General features: G+C 46.5%; 17 protein-coding genes and 1 pseudogene. 10 read left to right on the top strand and 8 right to left on the bottom strand.

The window, feature by feature from the left end:
- Positions 1-10 precede the first annotated feature (10 nt).
- Positions 11-505, bottom strand: a complete 495-nt coding sequence (mscL, locus tag BN1546_RS08395; RefSeq protein WP_090737080.1) for a large conductance mechanosensitive channel protein MscL — start codon at positions 503-505, stop codon at positions 11-13.
- A gap of 151 nt (positions 506-656) precedes the next feature.
- On the opposite strand from mscL, the gene BN1546_RS08390 reads away from it, so the two are divergent.
- Positions 657-1,100, top strand: coding sequence for a carboxymuconolactone decarboxylase family protein (locus BN1546_RS08390; protein WP_016819535.1), 444 nt, complete (start codon positions 657-659; stop codon positions 1,098-1,100).
- An 18-nt stretch (positions 1,101-1,118) separates the two neighbouring features.
- Positions 1,119-2,048 (top strand): sigma-70 family RNA polymerase sigma factor, encoded by a 930-nt coding sequence (locus tag BN1546_RS08385; protein WP_058830566.1) that lies wholly within the window; start codon positions 1,119-1,121, stop codon positions 2,046-2,048.
- 84 nt (positions 2,049-2,132) lie between these two features.
- Here the strand turns inward: BN1546_RS08385 and BN1546_RS08380 are convergent, their stop codons facing one another.
- The 5 genes from BN1546_RS08380 to BN1546_RS08360 all read right to left on the bottom strand — a co-directional run bounded on the left by BN1546_RS08380 (position 2,133) and on the right by BN1546_RS08360 (position 6,302).
- Entirely contained in the window at positions 2,133-2,471 is a 339-nt protein-coding gene (locus tag BN1546_RS08380; protein WP_040102217.1) for a DUF4870 domain-containing protein, read from the bottom strand.
- 144 nt (positions 2,472-2,615) lie between these two features.
- A complete protein-coding gene (locus BN1546_RS08375) occupies positions 2,616-3,299 on the bottom strand; it encodes an MOSC domain-containing protein (protein ID WP_025675807.1) in 684 nt (227 codons plus the stop codon).
- Between the two features lie 458 nt (positions 3,300-3,757).
- Positions 3,758-4,039, bottom strand: coding sequence for a hypothetical protein (locus BN1546_RS08370; protein ID WP_019686045.1), 282 nt, complete (start codon positions 4,037-4,039; stop codon positions 3,758-3,760).
- Between the two features lie 30 nt (positions 4,040-4,069).
- Positions 4,070-5,221, bottom strand: coding sequence for an MGDG synthase family glycosyltransferase (locus tag BN1546_RS08365; RefSeq protein ID WP_090737078.1), 1,152 nt, complete (start codon positions 5,219-5,221; stop codon positions 4,070-4,072).
- A gap of 43 nt (positions 5,222-5,264) precedes the next feature.
- On the bottom strand, positions 5,265-6,302 hold the full coding sequence (locus BN1546_RS08360) for a serine hydrolase domain-containing protein (protein WP_058830564.1): 1,038 nt from the start codon (positions 6,300-6,302) through the stop codon (positions 5,265-5,267).
- Between the two features lie 363 nt (positions 6,303-6,665).
- Between BN1546_RS08360 and BN1546_RS08355 the strand changes: the two genes are divergently transcribed.
- From BN1546_RS08355 to BN1546_RS08345, 3 genes and pseudogenes are all read left to right on the top strand, one after another.
- The gene (locus BN1546_RS08355) at positions 6,666-6,854 is read left to right on the top strand and encodes a hypothetical protein (RefSeq protein WP_007428354.1); all 189 of its coding nucleotides are present in this window, start codon (positions 6,666-6,668) and stop codon (positions 6,852-6,854) included.
- A 102-nt stretch (positions 6,855-6,956) separates the two neighbouring features.
- Complete coding sequence (gene map, locus BN1546_RS08350; RefSeq protein WP_013369239.1) at positions 6,957-7,739, top strand: type I methionyl aminopeptidase; 783 nt, start codon at positions 6,957-6,959, stop codon at positions 7,737-7,739.
- A gap of 183 nt (positions 7,740-7,922) precedes the next feature.
- Positions 7,923-8,434 (top strand): annotated as a pseudogene (locus BN1546_RS08345) (N-acetyltransferase family protein).
- Here the strand turns inward: BN1546_RS08345 and BN1546_RS08340 are convergent.
- Both BN1546_RS08340 and BN1546_RS08335 read right to left on the bottom strand, forming a co-directional pair.
- Positions 8,423-9,682, bottom strand: a complete 1,260-nt coding sequence (locus BN1546_RS08340) for a DUF438 domain-containing protein (RefSeq protein ID WP_090737076.1) — start codon at positions 9,680-9,682, stop codon at positions 8,423-8,425. The pseudogene BN1546_RS08345 and the gene BN1546_RS08340 overlap by 12 nt on opposite strands.
- Before the next feature lie 14 nt (positions 9,683-9,696).
- Complete coding sequence (locus BN1546_RS08335) at positions 9,697-9,924, bottom strand: DUF1858 domain-containing protein (protein WP_090737074.1); 228 nt, start codon at positions 9,922-9,924, stop codon at positions 9,697-9,699.
- Positions 9,925-10,161: 237 nt separating this feature from the next.
- On the opposite strand from BN1546_RS08335, the gene BN1546_RS08330 reads away from it, so the two are divergent.
- The 5 genes from BN1546_RS08330 to BN1546_RS08310 are packed head-to-tail and all read left to right on the top strand — an operon-like array spanning position 10,162 to position 14,506.
- A complete protein-coding gene (locus BN1546_RS08330; protein ID WP_025675800.1) occupies positions 10,162-10,881 on the top strand; it encodes a hypothetical protein in 720 nt (239 codons plus the stop codon).
- Between the two features lie 41 nt (positions 10,882-10,922).
- Entirely contained in the window at positions 10,923-11,324 is a 402-nt protein-coding gene (locus BN1546_RS08325) for a GntR family transcriptional regulator (protein ID WP_013369244.1), read from the top strand.
- Between the two features lie 5 nt (positions 11,325-11,329).
- On the top strand, positions 11,330-12,295 hold the full coding sequence (locus tag BN1546_RS08320; protein ID WP_013369245.1) for an ABC transporter ATP-binding protein: 966 nt from the start codon (positions 11,330-11,332) through the stop codon (positions 12,293-12,295).
- Positions 12,292-13,194, top strand: a complete 903-nt coding sequence (locus tag BN1546_RS08315; RefSeq protein ID WP_025675799.1) for an ABC transporter ATP-binding protein — start codon at positions 12,292-12,294, stop codon at positions 13,192-13,194. The genes BN1546_RS08320 and BN1546_RS08315 overlap by 4 nt, the downstream gene beginning before the upstream one ends.
- Positions 13,187-14,506, top strand: coding sequence for an ABC transporter permease (locus BN1546_RS08310; protein WP_058710944.1), 1,320 nt, complete (start codon positions 13,187-13,189; stop codon positions 14,504-14,506). The genes BN1546_RS08315 and BN1546_RS08310 overlap by 8 nt, the downstream gene beginning before the upstream one ends.
- Positions 14,507-14,551 lie beyond the last annotated feature (45 nt).

Raw genomic sequence — 14,551 nt, 5'->3', positions numbered from 1 at the left:
GTAGTTCGAGTCAGCGTGCTTCAACGAATCCCTCTAGCTTGGAAGTGCAATGTGCACAGCGGGTAGCAGCTATAGGGATTTCGGACAGGCAATGTGGGCACTCCTTGATTGTTTTTTCCTGAGGAGGTTTTTCTTCCTCTTTGCGCTTCAGCATGTTAATCCCTTTGACGAGCATGAACACACAGAAGGCCACGATGAGGAAATCTAGCAGGACATTAATAAACTGACCATAGGCAAGGACCGCAATCCCTGCTTCTTTGGCTTGTGCCAAAGTCTTGCGTGTACCGTCAGCATTTAGAGGGTCGGCAGCTTGTAAAGCTACATATAAGTCTGGAAAATTCATACCGCCCAGAAGTTTACCAATCGGAGGCATAATAATATCGTTTACCACAGAAGTAACAATCTTGCCAAACGCTCCACCAATGATAACACCGACCGCGAGGTCAATCACGTTACCCCGTACAGCGAATTCTTTAAATTCTTTAATAAAAACTTTTTCACTCATGTGAGTGCACACCTTCTTTGCATAAAATCATTTATCTATAATACATGCTATGTCAATTGAGGGCAATTCCAAATTGATGTATTGCACTTTGTCACAAAATCACATGTTCATTTGTCTTCTGTATGTAAACCAATAATGGAGGCGATGTATCGTGAGTTTAAGATTTAACCACAGAGCAGTGAGTCCTAGTACATTCAAGGCAATGATGGAGATGGAAAAATATATTTCCGGTCGTTTTACAGACAAAGTATTGTACGAACTGCTGAAAATTAGAGTATCCCAAATCAATGGCTGTTCCTATTGTCTTGATATGCATGCAAAGGATTTGCTAAAACTAGGGGATTATGCTGACCACATTTTGCAGCTTGCTTTATGGCGGGAGGTTCCTTTGTTCACAGAAAAAGAACGTGCTATGCTTGAATTAGCTGAAGCGGTCACTCATATTTCAGAGCAAGGGGTACCCACAGACTTGTATAATCGAGTCAGAGAACATTTTACAGAGGAAGAGTATGTAGATTTGATTACCGCAATTAATGTGATCAACAGCTGGAACCGGATTGCCATAGCGACCGGGATGTATCCAGGCAGTCTTTAATGAACAGGGGGCTACACTTTGACTGGCAAAGAACAAGGGATTGAACAAGAATCGGTGGATGTAAGTCTGGAGGAGCTGTATCAGAAATATCGCAAATATTCTTTTGCCATTGCTTATCGCATGCTTGGAACGGTTACGGATGCCGAGGATGTCGTTCAAGACTGTTTTGTTGAGCTGGAGAATAAGCCCCTGAATGATATACAGAATCCCAAAGCCTATGTAGCCAAAATGACGATGAATCGGTGTCTGAATCTACTGAATTCTGCGCGTAAGCAAAGAGAGACATATGTAGGACAGTGGCTGCCTGAGCCGCTGGGTGAGAGCGCAGACCTCCCTGCCGATTGGCTGGAACGTAAAGATATGATATCTTACGCATTTCTGGTTCTGCTGGAGCAGCTAAAACCGATAGAGCGGGCTGTTTTTGTGCTGAGAGAAGCTTTTCAATATGATTATAAAGAAATTGCAGAATTACTGGGCAAGACCGAGAGCAACTGTCGGCAGTTGTTCAGTCGTTCCCGTCGTATTCTATCTTCCGGAGAATCTGCTCCTGAAGCTCCAATCAGTCCTAATATAAATAACTCTTCCCGGGTAAAACTGCTGGAGCGTTTTACAACCGCTTTTCTCGCCTACGATGTGACTGCTATGCTGGAACTACTGGCTGAACAACCTATATTCGTGTCAGATGGTGGAGGTAATGTGCATACAGTGATGAGGCCGATGGTTGTACGCAAAGGCGTTCTCGCCCTGTTGACCTCTCGTCGGGTATTAACCGTTTTACGAGAAAGAGATGTGGTCCACACCGTCATTAATGGTGAGGTTCAGCTGGCATTTCTGAAAGACGGTGAAGTGAGAGAAACCTTATGCCTCATACTGACACCGGACGGGGAGCATATTCAGAATTTTTATTTAATGGTTAATCCAGATAAGCTGGGACACATCCATATATGACAGAAGAAGCTAGCGTAAAAAAATGAACTGCCCAAACATAAAAAACCTTGATTCCTTGCTTAGGATCAAGGTTTTTTGCTGTTTTCATAACTGCCGAGCTTGATGAAGAGCCAGATCGCCTATCCAAGGAAGCTTGAGCCACTTTCCTTGTCCCGCACGAATTAACAAGATAATCCACAAGGCAAGGCTTGCCAGCGTTAGCAGGGAAGCGAGGAAAGGACCGAGTAGCGGAATGAATCCGACCAGCACATGTCCGATCATGAGGGCTACAAAAAGAAGTATGGATTGCAGTGCGTGAAATAATACGAATCGGCTTTTCTTTTCCAGCATGACAAAGGCCAGCGCGCCAATAAAGGCGAACAAATAGCACAGGACAGCTGCTATATTTTCATCCAATCCTGTGGAAGACTTATAGACTGACATGTCAGGCATATCCTCCTTTATAAAAGATTCAAGCTAAGTCTCCGTACTATACAAGCTATGAGGATAGGATTGAAGGATATGCCCGATCTCGGTAAAAAAGTTGTCTCTACACAAAACATACTAACTCATTGAACCACTTCCACCTTACGAATTGCCTGATAGTCTTTCCCGAGAATCCGTTTCGGTTCCCGCCAAACGTTTTAGAAACGTATTTCTCCAGTTTACGGACAATTCTTCCACTTCGAGAATTTGTTTAATACCCTCGATATGATCCTTCTCTTGATGCATAATTCGATTGGCAAATGAAACCGTAATTGCTTTCGGATGGCGATGAAGGAGGGATAGTCCGTCGGATTTAGAGGCAACTCCCTCTTCCAGAACGCGGAAGTAGAATCCCGTGTAGCCTGTTTGCTGTACCTTCAATGGCATGTCCGGTACGCCGTACTTGATGGACAACTTGTAGCAAGGCTGTCTCGGCTGGCTAACTTGAACGATAGCTTTGCCAAGCTTAAAGACGTCTCCAATGCAAACGTCGGATTCTAGCAAACCCTTTATCGTTAAATTTTCCCCGAACGCGCCGTAATCGAGCGGTCTCCGCAATTCATTTTCCCAGAACGGATAGTGCTCGTAGGGATAGACGCATACAGCTTTCTCTTTACCCCCGTGATGAACTAGATCGCCCTGCCCATCCCCTTCGAAGTTTAGATAAGATAAATACAAATATTCATCTGTGGCCGACTTGAATATCCCCGTAGAAACGTCCTTCTGATTAAACTGGATCTGCTTGGGCATGCCGACATTAAGTGAAAGGATTTTAATAGATGCCATTCGGATCACCCCTACTCTTTTTACATTTCGGTAATTCCTTCTTTTGACTCTGTTCGTCCCCGTTTATTTTACACTCCTCTATGCGCTATTTGCGAATTTTTGATTAGTCTCCGTTAATGGGATAGAGTCCTGTTTGGGCAACTCATCGTTCCGGGAGCGATGTTCTCGTTCGAACATACCCGATCTCGGTAAAAAAATGAATTAGAGAATGTGTATAAAAATACGAAAAAGGCTGAACGAAAAGAATTCGTTCAGCCTTTTAAACGGTTATTGCACATGTTTTGCACATGTTGTATACACTTTATCCACCGCATATTAATGTTTATCCACAGAAATAACATGATTTATACACAAATTGTGCACAATCTGTAGATAATATTACGATAATTCATACTTTGCACACAGTTTGTCCACAAACTATCAACATATTGGGTGTAATTGTGGATATACTTCCGTAATTATCGATCACCAGTTTTTAAATGGCGGCGTGGGTGCGTGATTTTACCCATTTTATTCTTGTCATCCTCTTTGGGGATAAGTCGTTCATCGGTACGTCCTTCGTGATGGTTATCAAAGGCATATTCGGTCATTTTCCACTCGGAAGTACCCAAAACAACATCAGCGGGAAAGTGCTGGCCTCTGTGCAAATGTTGCTCATGTCCATCCTCATCCACATAAATACCATCCACTTCTACCTTTTCACCCGTTAGTGGGAGTAAATCCTTTCCTTTGTGTTCCATTGGTATCCCCTCCGTCTGGCTTATTCTTCGTTAATTTGTCCGGACAGAGGTTCTTTTATCCACAAGCTGCAGTAAAATATCCTCGGCAATCTGGTCTGCGGGATGAGGTTTGCGAAGTAACTCAATCGCCTGCTTCATTTCCTTAGCAAGAGAGGGGGTGGAGATCAGATCCAGACAATGTTGAATCAGTTCCTCTGTTGTGCGAGCAATGCGGGCAGCTCCTTTTTGCTGCAGATACAGAGCATTATTTAGCTCCTGTCCGGGTACGGGTTTGAACACCAGGATAGGTAAACCCGATGCGATGCTTTCCGAGAGTGTGATACCACCGGGCTTTGTAATCACCAGATTGCTTGCTCGCATAAGTGCCGGGACGTAGTCCACGAATCCGTAGGTGTAGATGTCGGGGTGGTCCGCATACAGCGCATCCAATTCTGCTTTTAGTTGCTGGTTGCGTCCGCAGACGATCAGCAGTCGTAGCTGCGGAAGTCGGCTTAAATGACGACAGATATCCAGTATGCCGGATAACACACCATATGCACCTGCCATAATGAGCAACGTGGTCGTCTCAGTTTGTAACGGTGGGATTACCTGTTGCTGATCAGGGACTTCGTTGACAGATAGGTTATAAAAAGAAGCGTGAATCGGGATCCCGGTCGCGGCAATACGTTCGATAGGTATTCCTCGCTGTGCGGCTTCCTGCTGAAGATCCTCAGTGGCTACATAGTAGCGATCAATATCGGGATGTAGCCAGCGCCCATGCAGGTCAAAGTCTGTAACCACGTTGACAATAGGCAAATTCATTCCCATTTTGCGGCGTAACGCCGGGAGAGCGAGCTGCGGGAACGTATGGATTACGAGATCCGGCAACTCCCTTTTCAGTGTGAGAGCAAGTTGACGCATTCCGAATGAATGCAACACATGGCCAAAGGCCGATTTAGCTTGCATACCGCGCGTGATGTTATAGACCCAGCCGTAAAGCTGTGGAATGGTTTTGAAGCTTTGCATATATACAAATTTGGTCAGCCCATTCAACCAGGGATGTGATTCAGCCATCAGGTCGAGTAGTTGTACCTCGCAGTGTCCGAGTCTTCGCAGACTATCCATGATTGCCCGGGCGGCCTGCACATGGCCTTCCCCGTAGCTGGCGTATAATATTAGAATTTTCGGTGCTGAGACTTCCATGATTGTTTAGCCCCCTATATTCAATAAGCACATGTAGCTCATTTTAGGAACGTTCCAAGTTGAGGGAGGATACGGCTGGCAAAACGAAACGTTCTAGCAGTGTTCGTGGGTTTTTCCAACGGCTTACCTTGCTGTCTGCTGTAAATACCACGACTGCATTCGCTTCCGGTATCAGATAAATTTGCTGTCCTCCATGTCCGTGTGCACAGGCATAATCAATGCCGTGGAGTCGTCCAGTCCACCATTGGAATCCGTAATCTCCGAATTCCGGATAGCCTTCAATCTGTCGCTGCGTCGCCTCATGCAGCCAATCGGCTGGAATCAATTCTCTGCCATTCCAGATGCCTTGATGAAGGCAGCAATCGCCGAATTTAGCCATGTCTCGCGACGTCAGATACAGTCCGATGTGGCCCATGGTGTAGCCCTCTGGATCTTGTGCCCAACCACTTCTCCCGAACCCTAACGGTTCGAATAAATGCTGGAGAGCATACGTATAGGCGTCAATCCCACAGCAACGGGTGAGCAGAACGGACAACAGATGTGAATCCACACTGCGATATTGGAATACCCCAATTTGATCCTCCTGTACAGGTAAGCGTAGGGCAAAGGACGGCCAACTTTTGCTGCGATGAAAACGGTGGATAAAGGCTTCACCGAGCTTTTTGCCCGTCTGCCAATACAAGCCTGACGTCATAGTCAACAGATGACGAATTGTAATCCGTTGTAGCAGTGTTTCCTTCCGCTTGGGTAAATACTCAGGCAACAACTTATGCACAGCGGTCTCTGGTCCGGGCATATCCCCACGTGCCATAGCAATGCCGACGAGCGTGGAAGTGAAGCTTTTGGTTGCGGAACGCAAATCGTTCAGGGAGCTTGCTTCATGACCGTTGTAATAGCGTTCCCAGATCAGCTTGCCGTGGCGAAGCAGCAGAAAGCTATGCATTTTCGGAAATTTGGCTCGGATTTCGTGGTCTGCCTGATCAAGTAGGGAGGCATCGATGTCTTCCTCTTCACAAGTTCCGAGGTTCAGCGCAGACAGACGGGCAACAGGTGCAGTGAACAGTGGAGCATAACGGCTCATCCTTTTCCCCCCTTGTTATGTTTATTTATTTTACCCCAAACACATACGCTCCAAAAGCCGATAAATAAGGTATACCTCTATGCAGCAGCTAATTGAGAACTCCAAATGATATGAAGCGTAAAAGATAGGTAAAATCAATGTAAATTTACTGGAAAGCTGAAAGCTGTATCTGAATATGGTATAATGGGGTAGTGATTCAGCCAAAAGAAAATCGGTTAATAATAGTGTCAGGTACATGCCTCGCATAAGGCATTCCCGACCTAAGCTGCACTAGACATACTACTTCACTGCATAAGGACATCAATACTTTTCGGCATTCTCTTCAACGGAGCACTTATTTTCAACGTTTTGGGAGGGAGTTACATGGCAACGAAAGGTCATAATGAAGTTAAGGAAAGTCTGCGGGAAATGACTCGAATTTTCCGGCCTAAGGATCCCAAAAAATTTGTAAAGGAATATGTGCGAAAATACCGGATAACAGGAGGGTATGAGGAAGAGTTGACCATGGTGGTGGAAAACGAACTCGGCCGCATAAATTCTTCAGTATCTTAAGGGTTCGCTTACGAACAACTAGAAACACGACTTTTATAAACCGTCTATCCACAGAGGAGACGGTTTTTTTGTGTCCGTCCTGCATACAATGGGATAGGTTTAGTGAATTTGTATGCTCAAAGGAGGCGGATTCCAATAGAAATAGCGATACGAACACCGGAGGAAATCGGCTACATGAGGGAGGCCGGACGTATTTTGGCAGATTGCCATCGTACGCTGGAAAGTCGTATTCTTCCGGGAATCACAACGCTTGAAATCGATGCTTGGGTGGAGCAATTTCTAAGCAAGCGTGGAGCTACGCCTGAACAAAAGGGCTATAAAGGGTTCCCTTATGCTACCTGCGCTTCGGTCAATGAGGTGGTATGTCACGGCTTTCCCTCGGAGCGGGTGCTTCATGACGGGGATATTGTGACCATCGACATTGTGGTCAACAAGGACGGGTGGCTGGCTGACCGGGGATGGACCTACGCAGTGGGTAACATCAGCCGGCCGGTAGCAAAGCTGTTGCGGCAGACCCATAAGGCGCTAATGCGAGGCATCGACGTTGCCCGCCCCGGCAGGACATTAGGGGATATCGGGCATGCGGTGGGAAAAGCGGCAGGCTGGCGGCGGTACGGTAACGTCAAATCTCTGATCGGGCATGGGATCGGCCGCCAAATGCATGAACCGCCGGACGTTCTCCACTACGGTCGTGCTAGAACAGGATTGCCACTGCGCGAAGGGATGGTGATTACCATTGAGCCGGTATTTACCCTCGGACCCGAAGGCGCGGTGCTCTGGGGGGATGATGGTTGGACCATCAGCACAGCAGACGGCAGTTGGGGCGCTCAATATGAGCACACCATTGCGATTACAAAGAACGGTCCTTATATTTTGACCTCGTAAAAGAGTATTGTGCCATAGGGAGTCCAATGTGCGGGTCGTGTGCATAAGACTCTCTTGGTAAGTTTTTTAGGATGGCCTATCCACTTCACTAAACAATGAGCTTCTTGTTATAGATCATAGATCGAGATTCGGATCGTCGATATAATAGGAGGCATAATATTGGAAACTAGGAGTGGAACCCACATGATGATCAGGGAAGCGATGATATCAGATGCCGAAGACATCGCCAAGGTGCACGTAGACTGCTGGAGAACGACATACAAAGATATCATGCCTGACGAGGTTCTGGAACGTCTTTCCTATGAGCAAAGAATAGAATTATGGAATGCGAATCTATCTACTGAAGACGGTCACCTCGTATATGTTGCTGAAAATGAAAAGGGGGAAATTATCGGATTTGTGAGTGGAGGTCCGGAAAAGTCAGGGGAATATCCCCCGTATGGGGAGAGATCACGGCTATTTATGTTTTGAGTGAATACCATAGTTTAGGGCTCGGCAAAAGACTTTTTCTACGCTTGCTTCAACATTTTAATAGTATGGATATTCACTCTGTCATGGTGTGGGTGCTGGCAGATAATCCAGCGTGTACTTTTTATGAAAGACTGGGGGCCAAGCCTGTAGTAGAACAGCATATTATAAATATGGGTGGCAAAAACCTGAACATGGTGGCTTACGGCTGGCTGCTATTCCGATAGAATACGTTTTTGTCCTTCCAAGGCGCGAATAGGAGCGATGTTTTGCGTGAATTCCAGCGTTCCCAGATAGCGTCCTTCGTTATCCCGAACGGCAAAATAACGGATGTAGACAAATTTGTCCTTGATTGGAATCCAAAAATCCTCAACATCCTTGCGGCCGGCCTTAAAATCCTCCAGCAGTTTCTCAACGACATGCACGCTTTGCGGCGGATGGCAATTTTGCACGGTACGACCAATGACGGCCTTTGTGCGGGCAAAGATCCGTTCTTTACCGTGAGAGAAATAGCGAACAACATCATTTTCATCGATAAAGGTCAGGTCCACAGGCAGATGATTCAACAGCAGTTCCAATTGTTGTACAGATACAATCCCTGTCTCAAATCGCACGAACCCTTGCGGAGTGCCAGAAGTGTCTTCTTTTTGCTCAAGGGCTTCTACAGGCTCCTCTGCCCGTTCAGGTATCCATTCACGCTCAGGAGCGGTCAGGCAGAAACCGATTTCCTCGCTTTCCCGGGCTATTTTTAGCCATTCATCCTCGGTCAGCTTACTGAGTGCCATCGGCAGCAAAATATTTTCTTCCTTGAATACCATTTCATTCACTTCGCTCATGATATGGGCAAGCGCCTTCCCGATCTGCTCACGATCTCCGTTATATTCGGTGAGCAGCTTCTTCGCATCCTTGATTGCGGCGCGAATGCCGTCGTCCACTCCCCACATTACTTTGGTTGGACCAAAGATTCCATAACGTTCTAGATAAGGAAATACTAGATTTTCTTTGCGGCTATAGTGTTTGTCTACATCCATCAGCAGACTTAAATCCTCAAGCAGCTTGTAAATAACCTTGGGACTGTCTTCTTTTTGAAATTGCTCTGCATGCAATGCCAGCTTAAAATTGACTAGCCGTTCGATCTCACGATTTTCCAGCTTAAAGGTGTGAACAGGATGTCCAGGTTGTTCCTCAGGTCCTGTAGGACGGTGAATATCCTCAATAGACCCCTTGAATATCGACGTATGAACGGAACAGAGGCGTTGGACTTCCGACACCGGAATTCCTTCCTCAGTCATTAAGGCATGCTCCATCGCTGAAATTTCTGCCACACTTACTCCACCAACAGCCTCTGCAAAACGCGCTTTGACTTCCTCCACGCTTTTCCCAGCATGTAGTTCTTTAATAATTTCCTTCAGTGTTCGCTGACGCTCCGTTAATTCCTGTGCTGTATGTTCACGGTTGTTAATTAGCTCGCTCATGATCGTTAACCCCTTTATTTTTGAATGGTAAAACCATGTTGCATAAACGTCTGCTGCACAGTTTCTATACCTATTTTCTTCAATGCAATTCCCTTGGACAGTGTCATAAAACGTCCTGCGGTTTGGAGCATACCGGGCTTGGCAATATCGTGAAAACCTAGTTCTACCATAATGTCCTTCACTTCAGGATGACGATTAACAAGGTTAAATATGGACTCATCCCAATGCAATATTTTATCCATTTGTTCATCCCCTTGATTGAGAACGTTTTTCATTTACAGAGTAGCATAGGTCCAAACGAGCTATTGTGATTGTACGCACAATATTGTTCAGGTGGTTGACAACTGTAAATCTTGGTTTATATACTGTGTATAAGGATATATACAGTAATAACACTGAATACTGTCGTAACACCTTCGAAATGAAGAGCGAACGAGGTCGTTATTCACAGGCAGTGCAGAAGGGATCAGGATAAGAAAATGACGATCATGAAGCAAGCATGGATGATTACCCGTCAGGATTTTCGCAAGAATCCATATGCAGCACTATGGACGTTGCTGTTTATTGCGTATTTGGGATTTACCATGAGTTTTGCAGTAAGTGTGCAATGGGGTGAGCATGCAGCCTTGAGTCCAGTAGCTGATTTCATCATGCTGACGTTGATTCCGTTTTTGGGGTTCATTTATAACCGTCGAGCGTTCAAATATTTGCAGGAAGATTCTTATACGCACATGCTAGCCTTTTTCCGCACCTTGCCTATACCGATGAAAGCGGTAATTATGAGTCGAATTCAACAGGCGGTGTTGGCGTTTGTTGCGAATAGTGTGATATTTTTTGCTCTTTTGTTTACGTTGTCAGGTACGCTTCGGGTATATGCCAGCACAGGTTTCTTTGTATCGTTTGCTCTGACCTGGATAGGCTACGGAATGCTCATTCAAGCCATTTATATTCACTTGGAATTTTTGAAAAGAGGAAAAGAGTACTTCTGGCTATCTATTGTGATCATGCTAATGTGCGGGATGGTTACGATTATAGCTCGAGTATGTGGGGCCAATCTGGTATCGATAACGGCTTCTTACAGTAAGGAATGGTTGCTGTTGTCCCCGGTGATGTGGGGAGCATTGTTAGCAGGAGTTCTGGCTATGTCAGTGTCCTATCGGGTGACACAGCGTAAACTCATGAAACGGAACTTAACTTAGTAGTATGTGTACAAAAATAACAAAAAAGGGGGGGAAAGCAGGTGAATATTCCAGTGCAAATTGATGAGAATAGCGCGGAACCGCTGTATGCGCAGATTGAAAAGCAGCTTCGTTCACTCATAGTAACCGGACAAATTGCAGCGGGAACGCTGCTTCCCTCCATTCGTGAGTTTGCGGGGACGCTTCGTTGTAGTGTAATCACCGTCCGGCGGGTCTATCAGGATTTGGAGAACGAAGGCTTGTTACGTACCCGGCAGGGAACGGGCACCTTTGTCGCTCTGGTCGAGGATGATATGCGCTCAGGTTACCGCCTTAAAGCGGTGACCGAGGCATTGGAAACGGCAATTGCCACAGGCATCGCTGTACAGATGACAGAGCAGGAATTATTGGAGCTTTTTGCAGAAATGGTGAAAAGAAGGTATGAAGTCCAGGTGAAGGAGTGACAGCTGTGAACAATCATGTGGAAGTTCCTACGCAAATACAGAGGAAAGCACCAATTATTGAGATGAGCCAGGTCTATAAAACCCGGGGTAACCGGAATATTGGGCCGATTAATTTAACGGTTGAACCAGGATATGTGGTCGCTTTGGCTGGACATAACGGATCAGGGAAAAGCACATTGATTCATTTGCTGACTCAGCTTGTTCATCCGGATTCCGGTGAGATTCGTTGGTTCGGTCAAGCATACCCCGACGGCATGCCGGCAGATACACGACAATGGGTTGGGTATATACCGGAGCAGCCGGTTCGTGAGGAGGATCGATTAACGGCAGAAGCAGCAGCGGCTTTTCGAGCATTGTGGTATCCCGGCTGGGATGAAACACGTTTTCAGCGTTTAATGGACCGCTTTCAGGTTCCATCACATACGAAATTATCGCGTATGTCCAAGGGACAGCGTCGGAAATTTGAATTGGCTGCTGCCTTGGCGCCACACCCTCGTGTGTTGCTGCTGGATGAGCCTTCATCAGGTTTAGATCCTTTTGCCTGGAAAATCATGCTAGATGAACTGCGGGATTGTATGAAGAACGGCAAAACGACGATCATTATTGCTACCCATATCATGGACGAGATCAAGCGTTTGGCGGATTATATTGTCTTGATGCACGATGGCAGGCTGCTTGGCAAACTGGAAAAAGACCATCTGCTCGAAAATGGCAAGGAAATGTGGTTTGAAGGTACACCAGAGGAGGCATCGGAGCTTCCGGGAGTTGTAGAGACGGAGAGTGATGGGAATTTACAGCGAATTATAACGCTAGCAGCCGGGGAGGCCAGTGCTATATTGGAACAAGCGGGGATTCGCCCTATCCGTGTGCGGCGTCTGGAACTGGATGATATTTTAGTATATTGGTCTGCAGGACAAATATCTGCGAATGCAGAGACATTTATGGAGAAGGAAGGGGTAAAACAATCATGAGTATGCTGCAATTGGAAAAGGTCGTGAAGCAATATGGGAACCATACGGCGGTAAATGGAATATCGCTGAATGTGAACGGCGGCGAGATTTACGGACTGCTGGGAGGCAATGGAGCAGGCAAAACGACAACGATGCGCATGGTGCTCGGTCTGATTTACCCTGACGGGGGAAGCATCCAATATGAGGGCAAGCCCTACAGCAAGGAGCTTCAGCGGACAATGGGCTATTTGCCCGAAGAGCGTGGGTTGTACCCCAAGGTGAAGGTGAGCGAGCAAATTAACTATTTGGGCAGGCTACGCGGAATGTCAGCCAAGGAGGCAGACAAAAGCCTACGCTACTGGCTGGAGCGCTTTGGAGTGCCGGAATATTATGACAAGCGGATTGAGGAGCTATCCAAGGGAAATCAGCAAAAAATGGGCTTTATTGCCGCGGTTGTGCATCGCCCAACGCTGCTCATTTTGGATGAGGCCTTCAGTGGACTAGACCCGGTGAACGTCGAATTGCTTAAGGATACGGTGAAGGAATTACGGGATGATGGGGCAGCGATCTTATTCTCAACCCACCGTATGGAGCATGTGGAGGAACTGTGCCGACATATTACGATTTTGCATCGCTCAAATACTGTGGTGCAAGGAAGTGTGCAAGAGATTAAAGGCCGCTATCCACGTGAAAAAGTTCGTCTCATCACTACGGGAGAAGTGAGTGGGCTGGAACAGCTGCCAGGCGTACGCAGCATAGAGAATATGGATCGTGGCTGGATGCTGCATATTGAGCAGCCGGATGCGGCGAAGTTAATTTTGCAAACAGCGTTGGGGCAAACGGATGTGGAGCATTTTGAGATCAAGGAACCTACGCTCAACGAAATTTTCATAAGAGAGGTGGGGGATTCCCATGAATAGACTAGGTACGGTGATCGGTTTTACGTTTCGTCAGAAGGCGAGGACCAAATCTTTTATCATTACGACACTGGTACTGGCCTTGCTTATTACGGTTGGCATGAATCTGCCATATTTGATTTCTTTGTTTAAAGGAGAAGGGGCCGGAGGTTCCGGTACAACGGCAGCTGAGCATCAACGCTTGGGGCTGATTGCCGGGAGCCAGACAGAAGTGGCGAATCAGCTGGAGCAGTTTACCAAGGAGCAGTCCAACCCGGCAGCCATCTGGGTACGTTATGACAGCGTACAAGCGCCAGCAATGCAGCAAGCCTTGAAAAATGGGAAGCTGCAAGGTTACGTGCGGTTTACGGAGCCTGCCGCCAAGGGAGACACATTTCCCAAAGTGGAGTACGTCTCTGTAGAAAAAGAGCCATCTCCGGCTGTAATCACATTGGTGCAAACGGGACTTCAGGAAGCAAAGGTCAAGGCTATTATGGGCAATAAATCGTTGACCAGCGATCAAATTCGTGAAATCAGTACACCTGTAATGGTGGATAGCAAAGAAGTAGACAGTCCATCTGAACCAGGGGGAGCTGTAGGGACAGAGGAAAAAGAAACCTCAATGATTAACTATGGTTTGGTCTATGTATTGATGATATTATTCTTCACCTCTTCCATGATGACAGGGAATATGATTGCTGCAGAAGTAACATCGGAAAAAAGCTCACGGATCATGGAGATTCTCATCACAAGTGTTTCGCCGTTGACCCAAATGTTTGGGAAAATTATCGGCATCTTCCTGGTTGGTCTGCTGCAAATTGCTGTTTTTGCAGCCGTTGTGTGTGCCAATCTTATGCTGCCGCATAATAATGTGATCCTTAGCTCTGCCGGGCTGGATCTGTCGCAACTGAATATCGCGGTGCTAGGATATGGTCTCATATTTTACATCCTTGGCTACTTTCTATATGCAGTACTGTTCGCTGCGGTGGGCTCCATTGTTAGCCGTACCGAGGAGTTGGGGCAGGCCATTATGCCAATTACCGTGCTGTCACTGGCAGCCTTTTATATCGGTATCTTCAATATCGCCGCACCTGATACGATTTTCGTTAAGGTGGCTGGGTACATTCCATTCTTTTCTCCTACCGTTATGCTGTTGCGGATTGGTCTGGAACGGGCGAGCTTGCTGGAAATCTGGCTGTCACTTGCCATTCTGGTTGTTTCCATTTTGTTGTTCGGTTGGTTGGCCGCAAAGATCTATCGTACGGGTGTCTTAATGTACGGGAAACGACCTTCATTCAAAGAGCTAAGAAAAGCAATGAAGGCTTATAAGATTTAAAAAATTAAGAAAACGTGTCCGAATATAAGAAGGTTGTGTACAGAC

This window comes from Paenibacillus sp. Mc5Re-14, assembly GCF_001049835.1.
GTDB lineage: Bacteria > Bacillota > Bacilli > Paenibacillales > Paenibacillaceae > Paenibacillus > Paenibacillus polymyxa_C.
Note: the sequence above shows the minus strand (reverse complement) of the source record. Positions and strands in the feature narration are given on the sequence as shown.